Source organism: Sodaliphilus pleomorphus (genome assembly GCF_009676955.1).
GTDB lineage: Bacteria > Bacteroidota > Bacteroidia > Bacteroidales > Muribaculaceae > Sodaliphilus > Sodaliphilus pleomorphus.
Genome location: NZ_CP045696.1, coordinates 1,495,001 through 1,510,914, shown reverse-complemented (window position 1 = coordinate 1,510,914; position 15,914 = coordinate 1,495,001). Strand labels below are relative to the sequence as shown.

General features: G+C 58.2%; 6 protein-coding genes, 1 tRNA gene and 2 rRNA genes (1 of these 9 cut by a window edge). 6 read left to right on the top strand and 3 right to left on the bottom strand.

Features of this window, described 5'->3' with window-relative positions:
- Positions 1-57 precede the first annotated feature (57 nt).
- The 3 genes from GF423_RS06160 (at position 58) to GF423_RS06150 (ending at position 5,423) form a co-directional block, all read left to right on the top strand.
- Positions 58-861 carry an MBL fold metallo-hydrolase gene (locus tag GF423_RS06160; RefSeq protein WP_154327524.1) on the top strand — a complete coding sequence of 268 codons (804 nt, stop codon included), beginning with the start codon at positions 58-60 and terminating at the stop codon, positions 859-861.
- A gap of 233 nt (positions 862-1,094) precedes the next feature.
- On the top strand, positions 1,095-2,042 hold the full coding sequence (locus GF423_RS06155) for an IS30 family transposase (protein ID WP_154326857.1): 948 nt from the start codon (positions 1,095-1,097) through the stop codon (positions 2,040-2,042).
- Between the two features lie 228 nt (positions 2,043-2,270).
- Positions 2,271-5,423, top strand: a complete 3,153-nt coding sequence (locus tag GF423_RS06150) for a hypothetical protein (protein ID WP_154327523.1) — start codon at positions 2,271-2,273, stop codon at positions 5,421-5,423.
- A gap of 110 nt (positions 5,424-5,533) precedes the next feature.
- On the opposite strand, the gene GF423_RS06145 is transcribed toward GF423_RS06150, so the two are convergent.
- The 3 genes from GF423_RS06145 to GF423_RS06135 are packed head-to-tail and all read right to left on the bottom strand — an operon-like array spanning position 5,534 to position 12,306.
- Positions 5,534-7,705: a S9 family peptidase gene (locus GF423_RS06145; RefSeq protein ID WP_235911836.1), complete on the bottom strand. Its 2,172-nt coding sequence runs from the start codon at positions 7,703-7,705 to the stop codon at positions 5,534-5,536.
- A gap of 51 nt (positions 7,706-7,756) precedes the next feature.
- Positions 7,757-9,274, bottom strand: coding sequence for a hypothetical protein (locus tag GF423_RS06140; protein ID WP_154327522.1), 1,518 nt, complete (start codon positions 9,272-9,274; stop codon positions 7,757-7,759).
- A gap of 56 nt (positions 9,275-9,330) precedes the next feature.
- Positions 9,331-12,306 (bottom strand): PEP/pyruvate-binding domain-containing protein, encoded by a 2,976-nt coding sequence (locus GF423_RS06135; RefSeq protein WP_154328991.1) that lies wholly within the window; start codon positions 12,304-12,306, stop codon positions 9,331-9,333.
- 721 nt (positions 12,307-13,027) lie between these two features.
- Here GF423_RS06135 and GF423_RS06130 point away from each other — a divergent pair.
- From GF423_RS06130 to GF423_RS06120, 3 genes are all read left to right on the top strand, one after another.
- Positions 13,028-14,560 (top strand): 16S ribosomal RNA (locus tag GF423_RS06130).
- A gap of 256 nt (positions 14,561-14,816) precedes the next feature.
- Positions 14,817-14,890 (top strand) — tRNA-Ile (locus tag GF423_RS06125).
- A 196-nt stretch (positions 14,891-15,086) separates the two neighbouring features.
- Positions 15,087-15,914 (top strand): 23S ribosomal RNA (locus GF423_RS06120) (it continues 2,079 nt past the right edge of the window).
- The 16S and 23S rRNA genes sit together here with 1 tRNA gene alongside, the layout of an rRNA operon.

The following is a 15,914-nucleotide window of genomic DNA, read 5'->3' as shown; positions in this document are numbered from 1 at the left end:
AATATTATATAACGAGCAACATCGCATCACGACAACCAAACTCATCACAACGCTACAATGGAACAACTCATCATGCTTGGCACGGGCAACGCCATGAGTACCCGCTGTTACAACACGTGCTTCTACCTGAGCACCCCCGCAGGCGGAATGATGGTCGACGCCGGCGGCGGCAACGGCATCTTCAGGCAGCTGCACCGGGCCCACATCGCCTTTGAGCAAATACATCACCTCTTTGTGACGCATTGCCACACCGACCACATCCTGGGCGTGATATGGTTGATACGCAAGATATCGCCGCTGCTGCATCGCGGCTTCTACCACGGCACATTCACCATCTACTGCCACAACGAGGTGAAAGACGCGCTCTTGACAATGTGCCGCATCGTGCTGCCGGCCAAGATCTTCAAGGCCGTGGGCGAGGATATCATTATCAAGGAGGTGACCGACGGCCAGCAGTGCCAGGTCGACGACATGCAGGTCACGTTTTTCGACATCGGGTCGACCAAGATGAAACAGTTTGGCTGCGACGCGCTCCTGCCCAGCGGCAAGCACGTGGTGTGCCTGGGCGACGAGCCCTACAACGCGCGCAACGCGAGCTATGCCCGGGGAGCCGACTGGCTGCTGTGCGAGGCCTTCTGCCTCTACAAGGATCGTGCCGCCTTCCGCCCCTACGAGAAGCACCACAGCACCGCTCTCGATGCCGGCCGCCTGGCCCAGGAGCTGGGTGTGCACAACCTGCTGCTCTACCACACCGAGGACACCCACCTCGCTACCCGCAAGCAGGACTATACCGCCGAGGCGGCAAGCGTCTACAGCGGCAAGGTGTGGGTGCCCTGTGATCTCGAGGTCATCGACCTGTAGCCGTGGTTCAGCCCCGGTGCATCTGCGCCCTGCGGTTGGCCGCGGGGCCGCTGCTAATTCCAATTAGAAGTGCAAAACTCTGCGGTGCATTAAAACATGAAAAACACCGCGGAGGTTTGCCTTGCGGCTGGGGGCGCGAAGCCCCCAAAGAGCATTGGCGGATAACTTAAGCAATACAAAAAAAGAGGAGATCTTTCGTTCCCCTCCCTAAGATTAATTAATTTTGTATTGTGATGTATAAACAATTAACCTCGGAGCAAAGATACACAATAAGTGTGCTACTCCAAACGAAATTCTCACTTAGTTTCATAGCCGAGACTATTGGTGTGTCAGTAAGCACGGTTTCTCGTGAGCGAAGGCGTAATTCTAATGCTAAAGGCGTTTATGACGCACGTACGGCCGTATTGAAAGTCAAACGACGCAAGGCCAGGACACCTGGCAATCGCCGTATCGCTCCCTATGTACGCAGCCGTGTTTTTGAACTTATCCGTAAGGAGCAGTGGTCGCCGGAGGAAGTCGCCGGATGGCTTGGCAAGAAAGAGGGCATCACGGTGTCCAAGTCAACCATATACAACTGGATAGCGGCCCTTTCCCCACATTACGGGGACAACATCCGAAAGCACCTCAGGCATGGAGGCAGACCAAGGCAAAAGTCCTTGCTTACCACCAAGGCGCATATTCCCAACCGCCTCTCCATTGACGAAAGACCGGAAACGGACTATGGACAGACCATAGGAGACTGGGAGATGGACACCATCGTAGGAAAGGAAGGCAAAGGTGCCATCGTTACTCTGGTTGAGAGGAGGAGCTGCTTTATGCTCATGGAGAAACTCGATACGGGAAAGCAGGCCGTTCCACTGGCATATGCCGTGGTGAGACTCATACGGGAGAGCGGGTTGCCTGTAAGGTCGATAACGACAGACAACGGGCCGGAGTTTGCCGCACACGAAATCATTGCGAGGGAACTTAACACGAAAGTTTACTTCGCACATCCGTACTGCTCGTGGGAGAAGGGAGCTATCGAGAACATGAACGGGCTCATCAGGCAATATATTCCGAAGAAGACGGACTTTAGGGGAATTTCAAGGCTATATGTCAAGAGCATCATCGAAAAATTAAACAACAGGCCAAGAAAGAAAAACGGATTTCGAAAGCCCAAAGACATGATTAAAGAAAAATAGCGTAACTTTGCACTTGCTTCTGGAATCCGCCCGCTGGCACAGCTTGTTAAAAACTGCAAAATGTTTTTGCAGTTTAAATAATTGGGTCTAATTTTGCATCTTGATTTTGAAGAGTGTGAGTTAAATCCGCCCATGGTTGTGTGCAGTCACCCTGCACGCGGGCGGCTGCTCAGGGATATTATTATTTGATTTGATACATTCACATATATTATTTTTAGAAATCGTTTGATGAAAAAATTTACAATCATTGCATCGCTTGTGCTCATGATGGTCGTTGGTACATCGTCGGCACAAGCTGTTACCTCAAGGCCTCGCTCGCAGGCGCCTGCCCGGGCCGAGGCTACCAATTCCAACATGAAGATCCTCACGCTTGCCGAGGCCCAGGCCATCACCTTCACCTGGACCGATGCCCAGGGCGTGCAGCACACCAACAGCATTGCCGACCCGGCCACCGACCCGCGCCACATCGTGGCTCTGCTGCGCGAGATCTACATCAACCGGAAGGTGCCTGGCATCAAGAAGGTGGGCTACAGCAGCGCCGATGTCACAACGCCCGATAGTGGGAAAGTAAACTATGTGATTACCGATGATTATCTTGATGAAAAATCATGGGAAGGTTATCCCCTCACCGAAAGAAACGACAAGAACAAGTTTGCTCGCGATTGTTACAATATCCTCACCGAGACAGAACAAGATATTTGGAAGAATTGGTATCAAATAGATGGAAGGGGTTATTACTCCGACTACATGCCCGAAGATGAGGGCTATACCACGCTCCTGGTCAAGACGAAGCATGATGTAAAAATTGGCTCGGTTACTACCCAGCAACAACTTTACGACGCAATAGCAGCCAATATCGAAGAAGTCGTCTTGCTCACCCAGGGAAAATACTATGCCAAGGGCGACGGCATCGTTAAGACGGGTGCCTTGTACAAAACCAGCGGCACGGCCTCGAGTTTCTTCTTTATCTCCAAGGGTAAGGCTCGCAGAAATACGCTCAATGGTAGTGGCCGAACCTGGTCGTTTGCGCCTTTCTTCGGCCTCTACGAGGAGTATAGCCCCGAGATCGTAAACAGCTCGACCCAGACCACCGATGTTTGGGTGAAGATGAAAAACGGAAACGACTACAAGGTGCAGCACGACTGTGGCAGCGTTATCATTTTGAAGCACCAGTTCAACATGGCCGACAGGGAGGAGAGCCACTCGATCGACAACATGGTCTTCTTTATCCCCGACAGGCGACTGGAGTACTGGGACAATAGAGACCCGGCTAACTTAAACTCCACTTTCACCAACTACAAGCCGGCCTATGCCCCGGCCATTGCCATGCTCTATATCCCGCTCAAGGCCACGGGCGCCAAAAACGCCAGCGATGGCAAGAAGTGGGACATCACCCTCACCTGGTCGTCGAACCTGAACGCGATGACGGGCAATGTGATTCCGCAGAAGTTCAACCTCTACACCGTCGACGATGCCGGCAACCGCACTCTGCTCAAGCAGGACTTCACCGATGCTCCCGACGCCCAGGGCAACTACCACTACACCTATACCGTCGACCGGGAGACTGAGGCTCGCCACATTCGCTACGTGGTCGAGGGCACCCCGCTTGAGGGCGAGTTCTCGCCCGTTACCTCCAACCGCGACCTGGTGGAGGTGCCGGGTCTCGACCCCAACCAGCGCCTGCAGCTGGGCCTCAACGTGAGCCCCGAGAGCAACTACAACCTGGCCGAGGAGCTCAATGTGTATCGCAACCACCTGAACGTGTCAAACAGCGCCGATGTATACATCACCCGGGACTACCTGACTAAGCCCAACGCCCGCATGGAGCTCTACCGCCACTGGACCGACGCCGATGGCAATCCCCAGGAGGTGCGCATCGCCACCATTGGCACGTTTGCCCAGGACGGCGACAAGGGCTATACCTACAAGGTGGAGCACTACAACCAGGACCACCCGATGACTGCCGATGTGTTTGACCCCAGCGACAACAGCACCCACTTTGTGGTGGCCACGGGCAGCACCGACGGCAAGATCGACTTTGGCAAGCTGGAGATATGGGACCAGTTCTCGGCCTCCACGAGCCAGAACCTGCACCCCAGCCGCTACACCTACGACGTGCGCTACCTGTGGGACGGCATCAAGACCGACGCAGGGGTCGACTACTTCTATAGCTCGGCCGTGCCTGTCGATGTGTACAAGACAACGACGGGCAACAACAACCAGACCTTCACCGCCGAGCAGGTCGAGGCCGACCACACGCTCAACACCATCGACCGTGCCACCATCGACAGCTCCAAGCCTGCCGTGACCCTGAGCCTGACGAGCAACCAGGACATCAACTACTACAAGGTGTATCGTGTGGGCCTCGACAGCAATACCTATCCCAGCACCGAGGCCCAGCGCGAGCAGGACGAGGCGGGCTATGCCAACGTGGGCGCAAGCGACCGCTACGACGTGTTCCAGAATGGCAACTTCCTCAACACGGTGAACACGGCCGACGGTGCCAAGATTGCCGACGAGACCGCCATGCAAGCGAGCGATGCGAGCACCTATGCCCGCCGCATGGTGCCCGTGATATGGACCAACCGCTACAGCCTCGATGGCACGCTCGACGCCACGGCCCAGAATACCTATGGCGCCCCCATCGAGACGGTGCACCGTGTGGGCGTGACGGTGAAGCTTGCCGACGGCAGCAGCGTCGAGACGAGCAACTTCGCCTTCAACCACAACGGCGTCACGGGCCGCTACTACAAGGTGCCGCTGAGCTTGCAGGCGCTGGTGCCCTCAACGCTGCGCCCGGTGAAATACCGCATTTGGCGCTCCACGCCCGACGGCGTGGCCATGGAGGGAACCGATGTGGCAGCCTACAAGAAGCGTCTTGATCAAAAGGACCACCCGCTCACGGTCAACGTCGACGATGACGGCAACATGAGCTTCGACGCCAGCAACGAGGGCGAGACCCTTCAGACGACCGTCGACGAGACCCAAGACGGCCAGGAAAAGGTGTGGATACCCATTGCCGACTACTTCGGCGCCCGCAGCGTGAAGGAAAACGACGGCTTCGCCAACTTCGACGTGACCTATTATGTGCGCATCTACTGCGTGCCTGCCACCACCACCACGGCCGCCAAGGCTGCCGTGGCGAGCGCCGATGCCACTGCCACACCCTACTATGTGGCCGAGGCTCAGCTCAAGGTGCCCGTGGTGGGCAGCAACGTGGTGACGAGCGTGACCAGTGTCGACGCCTCGAGCCAGGTGCAGAGCGTGGTGTACTACAGCACCACAGGCCTGGTGAGCAACACGCCCTTTGCCGGTGTGAACATCAAGGTCACCACCTATGTGGGCGGCCGCAAGACCGTAGAGAAACTCATTGTGAAGTAACGCGCGACAATCACAATACAACCCATGCCGATGCGCCCGCCACTACTGGCGGGCGCATCGTGTGTTTATATATAATATAGCAATGGGCATGGTGGCACCCCCGGCAGATGCTATTTCAAAGGCTTGAGATAGTCGTCGAAGTACTGCGTGATGCGCTCGTGCAGGTGCACGCTTTGGTGGCCGCGCATGTTGTGCCCCTGGCCAGGATAGGTGAAGAAGTCGGGTTGTGTGCCGGCCTCGATGCAGGCCTTGAGAAAGGTGAGGGCGTGCTGTGGCACCACAGTGGGGTCGTTGTAGCCTATGATGATTTGCAACTTGCCTTTCAGGTCCTTGGCTTTGGGCAGCAGGCTGGTCTTGGCATAGCCCTCGGGGTTGGACTGGGGCGTGTCCATGTAGCGCTCACCGTACATCACCTCGTACCATTTCCAGTCGATGACAGGGCCGCCGGCCACACCCACCTTGAACACATCGGGATAGTTGGTCATGAGGCTGATGGTCATGAAGCCGCCGAAGCTCCAGCCGTGCACACCCAGGCGGGTGGTGTCGACATAGGGCAGCGTGCGCAGGAACTCCACTCCCTTCATTTGGTCTTTCATCTCTTCCTGGCCCAGCTGGCGGTAGGTGGCCTGCTCAAAGTCGCGGCCACGGTTCTCGCTGCCGCGGTTGTCGAGAATGAAGAGCACGTAGCCCCGTTGCGCCATGTAGGTCTCCCAGCTGCGGCTGCGCCAGTGCCAGCCGGCGTCGACGTTGTGGGCGTGGGGACCGCCGTACACATAGACCACCGTGGGGTATTTCTTGGCGGGGTCGAAGTGGGCGGGCTTCACCATGCGGTAGTAGAGCGGGGTGACGCCGTCGGCCGCCTTGATGGTGCCGCACTCATAGGTGGGCACGGTGTAGCCAGCCCACGGGTCGGGGGCGTCGTAGTAGGCGAGCTTGCGGCCGTTGTCGACGTTGACGATGTCGATGTGGCGAGGCACGTCGGGGGCCTGGTACTTGTCGACCAGGTAGCGGCCGCTTGCACTCAGCGCAGGTGTGTGCCAGCCGGTGTCGCTGCCCAGCAGTGTGCGCCGGCCTGTGTTGAGGTCGACTGCAAAGAGGTTGCGCTGCAGGGGGTTGAGCTCGTTGCTTGCGATGATCACGCTTTGATGCTGGGGGTTGAAACCCACAAGTTGCTCAACCACCCACTTGCCGCTGGTGAGTTGCTTGATTTCGTGGCCGCTCTTGTCCATGAGGTAGAGGTGGTTGTAGCCGTCCTTCTGGCTTTGCAGGATAAACTGGTCGGCATTCCAGGGCAGGAACACGATGGGATGCAACGGTTCTACATATTTCGGGTCGGTCTCACGGTAAAGTTCGGCGATTTTGCCCCCGGTGGTGGCATCGTAGCTCACGAGCCTGCAATCGTTCTGGTCGCGGTTGAGCTCAAAGACGTAGATGGTCTTGCTGTCGGGGCTCCAAGCCACGTTGGTGAAGTAGCGGTCGGTGGGGTCGCCGGCCTGCAGCTGCACGCTGCGGCCGCTTGCTGTGTTGTAGACCAGGATGGTGACTTTGTGCGAGGCCTGGCCTGCCATGGGGTATTTCTCGGGGGCCGGGGTGGCGATGCGGTGGGTGCTGTCGTCGACCTCGGGAATGTTGACCTCGGGATAGTCGGTGACCATGCTTTGGTCCATGCGGTAGTAGACCAGCAGCTTGCCGTCGGGGCTCCAGAAGAGGCCGCCGTCGATGCCCCACTCGTTGCGGTGCACGCTTTGCCCGTACACGATGTCGCGGCTGCCGTCGGTGGTGAGCTGCTTGCCGCCCACATAGAGGTTGTCGCCCGTCACGCAGGCCAAGATGCGGCTCTTGGCGTTCCAAGAGGCGGCCTGCTCATTGCCGGTTTTGGCGATGCGGCACTCCACGCGGCGGGTCTTGAAGTTGTAGAGGGTGTAGGCCTTGGTGCCGGTCACCAGGACCAGCGGCTGGTCGGGGTAGGGAAACGATACTGCGCCTTGCAGCGTTGCGGTCTCGTCGCCGCCGGCTGCCTCGATACTGCGGTTGAGGTCGGCAGCGGTGAGCAAGAGGCTCTCCTTGCCGTTGCTCGGGTTCACGGTGTAGCAGGCGCTGGCCTCGACGTGCACGAGCCGGTCGCCCCACCACAGGAGGGTGCGGTCGCCTGGCGTCATGTTTTTATAGTTGGTGCCGCCGAAGTTCAGGTCTTCGAGAGTGAATTGCTTTTGTGCCATGAGGGTTGTTGATAGTGTGATGAGTGCAAGTAGTGTGAGCACTCGCAGTGCTTTGTTGTTCATTGTTGAAATTATGGTGTTGTGAGTGATTATGCTTGAAAGTTGCAGTTTTTTTTAGAATAGCGACATCTGGCGGCTTTCGTCGTGTGGGTGCTGGGCTGCGCGCGGCGGCTCGGGCTGTGGTTGTGGCTCGGGCTCGGGCTGTGGTGGCTCCTCGCCGCGGGGCTGGCCCTGCTGCCCGTTGAAGACGTGGGCAACGGCCTCTTGCAGGTCGGTGTCGATGGCCGTCTCGCTCTCGGCGTTGACTTTGGGCTCCTGCTTGAGCGCCAGTGCGGCCATCTTCTGCACCTGGGTCTCGCTGTGCTTGAGCTGGTCGCGGGTCTCGGCCAGGGCACGGTCTCGCTCGTCGAGCTGTCGCCGGGCCGCGTCGAGCTGGCTGCGCAGCTGTCGGGCGGTGTCGAGACTGGCTTCTTGCGCGGCCCTGAGCTGCTGCAGCTGGCTGCCTTTGTTTTTGGCCTCGTCTTGGGCGCGGTTCAGCATGGTGAGCGTGTCGCCTGCCTTGAGCTTGAGCTCGTCGCGTGCAATGGTGAGGTCTTGTATCGTTTTCAGCTGGTCGCTTATGGTCTTGTTGAGGTTGGCTACCAGGTGGTCGTTGCTGTCGATTTTCTTGGCGGCGATGTTGACTTGCCGCTTCAGGTCGTCGATGCGGTTGGCCAGCTCCACGTCGCGGCGCTTGTGCTTGGCCTTGGTCTCGGTGGCCTCTTGCTGCATGCGGTCGAGGCGCTTGAGCAGGTCGTCGCGTTCGGCCTGGGTCTTGAGCAGCTGGTCGCGTTGGTCGTTGATGGTCTTGGCATTGATGGCGCGCTGGTTTTCAATGTCGGTCTTCATGTCGGCGATTTCCTTGTTTTTCTTGGCCTTGAAAGCGTCGACTTCCTTTATTTTCTCTTCGATTTCAGATGCGATTTTCAGGTTTTCGTTGGCCTCGTCGAGTTTTTGGCGGGTATTGTCGAGCTGCTGCCTGAGGCGCGCGATCTCGTCGTCTTTGTCTTTGAGCTGAGCGGCATGCGGGTTGCCCTGGGCGATTTGGGCCTTGAGCCGCTCGAGTTCTTTGGTCTTGCGGGCGGCATCGGCGCGCAGGTCGTTGAGCAGCTGGTTGGTGATTTCCATCTTCTGCTTGTACTCGCTGGTGAGCTGGTCGACGGCCTCGGCGGGATTTTGCCCGTTGGCTTTCACTTGCATCACGCGCAGCTTGTTGTCGAGGTTTTTTTTCTCGAGCGCGAGTTGCTCGTTAGCGTTTTGTAGCTTGGCTACCTGGTCGAGGAGCGCGGCGGCGTGTCGCTCTTGCTCGGCGGCCTGTGCCTGGCTCAGCTTGAGCTGGTTGCGCAGGTTGTCGACAATCTCGATGTTGCCGCCACTGCCAGTCGAGTCGATATACTGGCCTATGAGGCCGGCAATCTCGTCGATGAGCGACTGGGGCACGGCCTGCCGGGGGCTGGCCGTCGGCGTTGCGGCTTGGCTGTCGGGCTGGCTTGTTGCTGCCTGGCTCTCGCCTTCGGCCTCATGCTCTTGCAGCTTGCTGCCAGGGGGCGGCGTTAAGCCCAATGTGCGTTTTAGAGCGCTGAAAAATGCCATGTGTTGGTGAGTTGTTGTTGTTGTGTTTATGTATCTTCGGTGTTGATGGGGGATCGTCATTGTTGCGGCTTGAGCACCACGCCTTTGCCCTTGAGGCCGTTGATGGCCACGGTGAGCGGGCTGTCGTAGCGCACGATGCGCACGTGCGCACTCTCGTAGCAGGCCTTGCAACCCTCGAGGTAGTCGCTGTCGATCATGCCCTCGTCGCCCGGCAGGCCCACGGTGAAGTAGCCCACGCCGAACGAGGTGAGGTTCTGGAAGAAATGGGTGCCTTGGCTGGGCTCGATGCGCTTGCCGGGCACCGACATCTCTACTATGAGGCGTGCCTCGCTGATGTGCGGCCACTTCACGGGCACGCCCAGGGCGGGATCGGACGAGCCCCAGCGCCCCATGCCTATCAGGATGTAGTTCTCGCCGCGCTCGGCAAAGCCGCGGTTGATTTTCTCGATTTCGGCGGCAATGGCCACATTGTTGTCCATCGAGAAGCTCTCGGGCTTCACAAGCACCACGCTGGTGATGTTGTCCATCAAACCGTGCCCCAGGGCGTTGCTGCTGGCGATGAGCAAGCGGGCGGGGTCGGTGTCGACGATCTTCTCGTCGAGCATCTCCTTGCGGTCGACCATGGGCCTTATTTGCAGCCAGTAGAGCTGCCCCTTGTTGCCCTTGCTCATTTCCTGGGGCGAGGCCAGCTCGCCGGCAAACTCTATCTCGACGGGGCGCCCCATCTGCTGCTGCCCGGTCGAGAGCATGAAGTCTAAGGCTTGCGGCAGCGGGAACACGCCGTGCTGCAGGATGTTGGCAAAGGTCACCACCTTGCGCCCCGGGCCCAGGTCGTTGTCGACGAGCATGTCGTTGTGGAAGTCGTAGGTCGACACGATGTATTTCATGTAGCCCTCGCGGGCGGCGTCGTTCACCTGCAGCTGCGCAATATCGAAGCCCTCGTCGATGCCAAACTGCTCGTTGCAGCCGTTGGTGTCGAGGGCGTAGAAGCGGGTCTGTGTCTGGTGCAGGGCCAGGTCGAGCGTGCTCGTCTGCAACACCCGGCCAGGGTGGCGTGGCGAGAACCTGAGGCTCATGCCGCCGTCGACGATATACTTGCCCAGACCGGCGGCCAGCTCGACCACGCCGTCGGCCGGCTGCTCGTCTCCCGTGGGGTAGTAGTTGAGCGAGCGGCCCACGCCAGCCAGCGACGGGTAGTAGTAGCCCCCCTTCTGGCTGCCTGCCACCTCCTGCACAATCACGGCCATCTTCTCCTGGTCGATGACATTGCTCGTGGCCACCATGTAGGCCTTGCTGTCGGCATAGAACACCGAGGCATACACGCCCTTCACGGCATCGCACAGGAGCTTGAGCGAGCGCTTGCGGTCGCTCAGGTGGGGCACCATGTAGGTGCTGTAGACGCCGGCAAAGGGCTGGTAGTGGCTGTCTTCGAGCAGGCTCGAGCTGCGCACGGCCAGCGGCGTGTCGATCACGTCGTAGATGGCCATGAGGTCGTCGTCGAGCCACTCGGGCAGGCGGGCGGCGAGAAAGGCCTTGAGTATGTCTTCGTCGGGGATGTTGGACAGGGCCAACGGATACAGGTTGTTGGTCTCCATAAACTCGTCGAAGATGTCGGTGCACAGCACCACGGTGTGGGGTATCTTGATGCTGATGCCCTCAAAGTTGTCGCACACGGGGTTGCTCTTGATGATCGAGTCGATAAAGGCCAGGCCGCGGCCCTTGCCCCCGAGGCTGCCCTTGCCTATGCGGGCAAAGTTGCTGTACTGGTCGAAGCGGTCACGCTTGAACTCGGCCACCACACCGCGGTTCTTCATCTTGCGGTACTTCACGATCAGGTCAAAGAAGAGCTGCCTCACGGCCGGAGCCTCGTCGATGTTGCCGAAGCGGTGCATTTTCACCACCTGGGCTATGGGGAAGAGGGCCCGCGAGTAGAGCCAGCGCGATATGTCGTTGCGGCTGGCGTGGTAGTAGAGCGACTCGGCCGGTATCTTGAAGATGTTGTATTGCAGCCCTTTCAGGTCGTGTATGGTCATGATTTGCTCGCCCGTGGCGGGGTCGCGGAAGATGAAGTCGCCAAAGCCGAAGTCGTTCATCACCGCCTTGCCCAGGTCGACGGGCAGCGCCTTGGAGTTCTTGTCGAGGAAGGTGCAGTGCAGCTGGCTGGCCTGCTCGCGGTTTTCGCTGTCGCTCGACTCGATGATGATGGGCAGGTAGGGGTCGTGCTCCTTTATCCATCGGGCCAGCTGCAGGCCGGCATGCATGTCCTTGCCCCCGTGGTGCTTGAAGGAGACATCGCTTATCACCCCCAGCACGTTGTTGTGAAACTTCTTGTAGAGCCTCACGGCTTCCTCGTAGTCGCGCGCCAGCATCACCTTGGGGCGCCCTCTCATGCGCAGCATGGCCTCGTGCCCGTTGAGTGCCTCGGTCGAGAACGACTGCGACTGCCGCAGGATGAACTTGTAGAGCGTGGGCAGTATCGACGAGTAGAAGCGCACCGAGTCCTCGACGAGCAGTATCATCTGTATGCCCACCTGCGAGATGTCGTGCTCGGCGTTCATCTTGTCCTCGATGAGCTTGATGATGGCCACCAGCAGGTCGACGTTGCCCAGCCACGAGAACACATAGTCGACCCCGGCGAAGTCCTCGTTCTGCAGCCGCAGCGACACCTCGCGGGAGAAGGGCGTGAGCACCACAAAGGGCACGTGAGGATATAGCCGCTTGATGTCCTTGGCCTTGTCGAAGGTCTCGGTGACGTCGACACCTGGCATGGCAATGATGAGGTCGAAGCTCTTGACCCGCATGATGGTGAAGGCCTCCTCGTAGTTGCTCACGCGCAGCACCCGGGGCGGCGAGCTCAGGTTGAGCGACATGTACTCGCTGTATATCTGCTCCTCCACGCGTCCGTCTTCCTCCATCATGAAGGCGTCGTAGTTGGAGGCAATGAGCAACACATTATATATGCGCTGCTGCATCAGGTCTTGAAAGGCGGTGTCTTTGAGATATAGCTGGCTTAAAAACTCCTCGTTCATGATGGCTGTTGGTTTTAATTTAACAAATTTAGGCATAATCTGCGACATGCACAACGACTGGCCGCCTCATGTGTGTGTTTTTTTTTGCCTCGTCGGCCTGATTGCCTCCCATGGGGGCTATAAGGCCTTTTGGTGAAGTTTGGCTTGTGGCGAGGGGGAAATGTTGAAAATTTTTTTAGTGGTTTTTGTGGCTGTTGTTCAGTGTGTTGCGCGGTTGCGACGGTTTGCGCGTTGAAAAAAAGTTGCAAAAAGTTTTGGCAGTATCAGAATTAGCAGTACCTTTGCAACCGCAAACGGGAAAACGGCCGACCGCGCCGCGAGCGCCAGCGGGCGCGAGAGCGGGGCCGGGCGAAAAAAACCGAAGAAAAATTTGCACAAGTCAAATATTCGGCTTACCTTTGCAACACTTTCGCCTCACACTCCAAAAATGATGTGAGCGATTTTTTTGACACCAGTTTCGACTGGGGAGATCTTTGAAATATTTGCGATAGACAGAGATTGACAAAGCAAGAGAGACAAGGAACAAGGAACCGAGTGCTCTCGTCAAGATTCTGAACGACAGGTTAAAAGATACAGTAAATCAGCGATAGTCCGGAGGGGCTGGGCGACACTTCGAGCGTCGTTGTCGCTGCCTGCTCGCACAGGGCAGGCGGGTCGTGAAACAGAGGGACGGAGTCCTAACAACAACGATTCTTTTTGAAAGAAGAGAGACAACAAGATAACAACAACGAAGAGTTTGATCCTGGCTCAGGATGAACGCTAGCGACAGGCTTAACACATGCAAGTCGAGGGGCAGCGGGCGAGTGGCAACACTTGCTGTCGGCGACCGGCGCACTGGTGAGTAACACGTATGCAACCTGCCCCCTTCTGGGAGATAACCCATAGAAATGTGGCCTAATATCCCATAGTCGGTCCAGCCGCATGGCCGGGCCGGGAAAGGTGAGCCGGAAGGGGATGGGCATGCGGCGCATTAGCTAGTTGGCGGGGTAGAGGCCCACCAAGGCGACGATGCGTAGGGGTTCTGAGAGGAAGGTCCCCCACATTGGTACTGAGACACGGACCAAACTCCTACGGGAGGCAGCAGTGAGGAATATTGGTCAATGGGCGAGAGCCTGAACCAGCCAAGTCGCGTGAGGGAGGAAGGTCCTACGGATTGTAAACCTCTTTAGCCGGGGAGCAACGTGCGCCACGCGTGGCGCAGTGAGAGTACCCGGAGAATAAGCATCGGCTAACTCCGTGCCAGCAGCCGCGGTAATACGGAGGATGCGAGCGTTATCCGGATTTATTGGGTTTAAAGGGTGCGCAGGCGGCGCGAAAAGTCAGCGGTCAAAGTTCCGGGCTCAACCCGGTGACGCCGTTGAAACTTTCGAGCTGGAGTTCGTGCGAGGGAGGCGGAATGCGTTGTGTAGCGGTGAAATGCATAGATATGACGCAGAACCCCGATTGCGAAGGCAGCTTTCCAGCACGCGACTGACGCTGAGGCACGAAAGCGTGGGGAGCGAACAGGATTAGATACCCTGGTAGTCCACGCGGTAAACGATGAATACTAGCCCTGCGGCGCGATTGGGTGCTGCGGGGCAGAGTGAAAACGTTAAGTATTCCACCTGGGGAGTACGCCGGCAACGGTGAAACTCAAAGGAATTGACGGGGGCCCGCACAAGCGGAGGAACATGTGGTTTAATTCGATGATACGCGAGGAACCTTACCCGGGCTCAAACGGCGGGAGACGCGTCCGGAAACGGGCGTTCCCTTCGGGGCTGCCGCCGAGGTGCTGCATGGTTGTCGTCAGCTCGTGCCGTGAGGTGTCGGCTTAAGTGCCATAACGAGCGCAACCCCCATCTTCAGTTGCCAGCGGGCAAGGCCGGGCACTCTGGAGAGACTGCCAGCGCAAGCTGTGAGGAAGGCGGGGATGACGTCAAATCAGCACGGCCCTTACGTCCGGGGCGACACACGTGTTACAATGGCAGGGTCACAGAGGGAAGCCAGGCGGCGACGCCGAGCCGATCCCGAAAACCTGTCTCAGTTCGGATCGGAGTCTGCAACCCGACTCCGTGAAGCTGGATTCGCTAGTAATCGCGCATCAGCCATGGCGCGGTGAATACGTTCCCGGGCCTTGTACACACCGCCCGTCAAGCCATGGAAGCCTGGAGTGCCTGAAGTTCGTGACCGCGAGGAGCGACCAAGGGTAAGACAGGTAACTGGGGCTAAGTCGTAACAAGGTAGCCGTACCGGAAGGTGCGGCTGGAACACCTCCTTTCTGGAGCCGTTCCCTAATGGCCGGCCAGGCGCTGCAAGAGGCGCCGGGCGACGACGCAATAGAAAAATGGAGAGAAGCCTTTTAAAAAGCAGCTTCCTCCGGGCGCTGTTTTACGAGCCGTCCTTCAGCAATGGAGGCGAGAGATGAACACGAGGAGAGATTGGTCCTTTTTAAAAAGCTCTCATGCAAGCCGGTCGCTACGATGTCTACCGCAAACGATATACTCAGCAGGCACCCTGTGCGGCTTGAGACAAGCAGTCCTATAGCTCAGTTGGTTAGAGCGCTACACTGATAATGTAGAGGTCGGCAGTTCAAGTCTGCCTGGGACTACTGAAGAAAAAGAAAAAGAGATCATTGACATGCTGGAAACGCTAAACTTGAAGCAAGATCAAGCGATTTCACCGCGGATTTCATAATCCGCGCTGGAAGCAAAGAGCGAGAATCGAGCGACAACTACAGAGGAGGCCCGCAGCGCCCTGCACAAACGCAGGCAAGCGGGTCCCGGTTCTGAAGGCGAAAAGGAAAAGAGAAAGCAAGAAAGGGCGCACGGGGGATGCCTGTGGCTCTCGGAGGCGAAGAAGGACGTGACAAGCTGCGAAAAGCCGCGGTGAGGGGCAAATGCCTTGTGACCCGCGGATGTCCGAATGGGGAAACCCGCCGGGAGAGATCCCGGCACTGCGGCGACTGCCGCAGAGCGAACGCGGGGAACTGAAACATCTCAGTACCCGCAGGAAGAGAAAATAACAATGATTGCGCCAGTAGTGGCGAGCGAACGCGCAAGAGCCCAAACCGGGGCGGTCGAGGCCGCGCCCGGGGTTGTAGGACCGCCGGCAAAGGCGTCGTGAAGGGTAGCCGAACACGCAGGAAAGCGTGACCATAGGGGGTGACAGTCCCGTAGGCGAAACCCGGAGCGGAGCCGAGGCGGCACCTGAGTACCGCGGAACACGAGGAATTCTGCGGGAATCTGCGGGGCCCATCCCGCAAGGCTAAATACTACCGAGAGACCGATAGCGCACAAGTACCGTGAGGGAAAGGTGAAAAGAACCTCGAGCAGAGGAGTGAAACAGACCCTGAAACCGTGCGCCTACAAGCGGTCGGAGCACCAGCAATGGTGTGACGGCGTGCCTTTTGCATAATGAACCTACGAGTTGCCGTCGCCGGCGAGGTTAAGCGCGGGCACGCGCGGAGCCGAAGCGAAAGCGAGTCCGAACAGGGCGAAGATGAGAGTCGGCGGGGGCAGACGCGAAACCGAGTGATCTACCCTTGGCCAGGATGAAGGACGGGTGAATCCGTCTGGAGGTCCGCACCGATAAGCGTTGAAAAGCTTACGGATGAGCTGAGGGTAGGAGTGAAA

What these genes read in the sequence shown, in the direction of transcription:
- GF423_RS06160 (WP_154327524.1), top strand. Translation starts at nt 58, where the DNA reads ATGGAACAACTCATCATGCTTGGCACGGGCAACGCCATGAGTACCCGC.
- GF423_RS06155 (WP_154326857.1), top strand. Translation starts at nt 1,095, where the DNA reads ATGTATAAACAATTAACCTCGGAGCAAAGATACACAATAAGTGTGCTA.
- GF423_RS06150 (WP_154327523.1), top strand. Translation starts at nt 2,271, where the DNA reads ATGAAAAAATTTACAATCATTGCATCGCTTGTGCTCATGATGGTCGTT.
- GF423_RS06145 (WP_235911836.1), bottom strand. Translation starts at nt 7,705, where the DNA reads ATGAACAACAAAGCACTGCGAGTGCTCACACTACTTGCACTCATCACA.
- GF423_RS06140 (WP_154327522.1), bottom strand. Translation starts at nt 9,274, where the DNA reads ATGGCATTTTTCAGCGCTCTAAAACGCACATTGGGCTTAACGCCGCCC.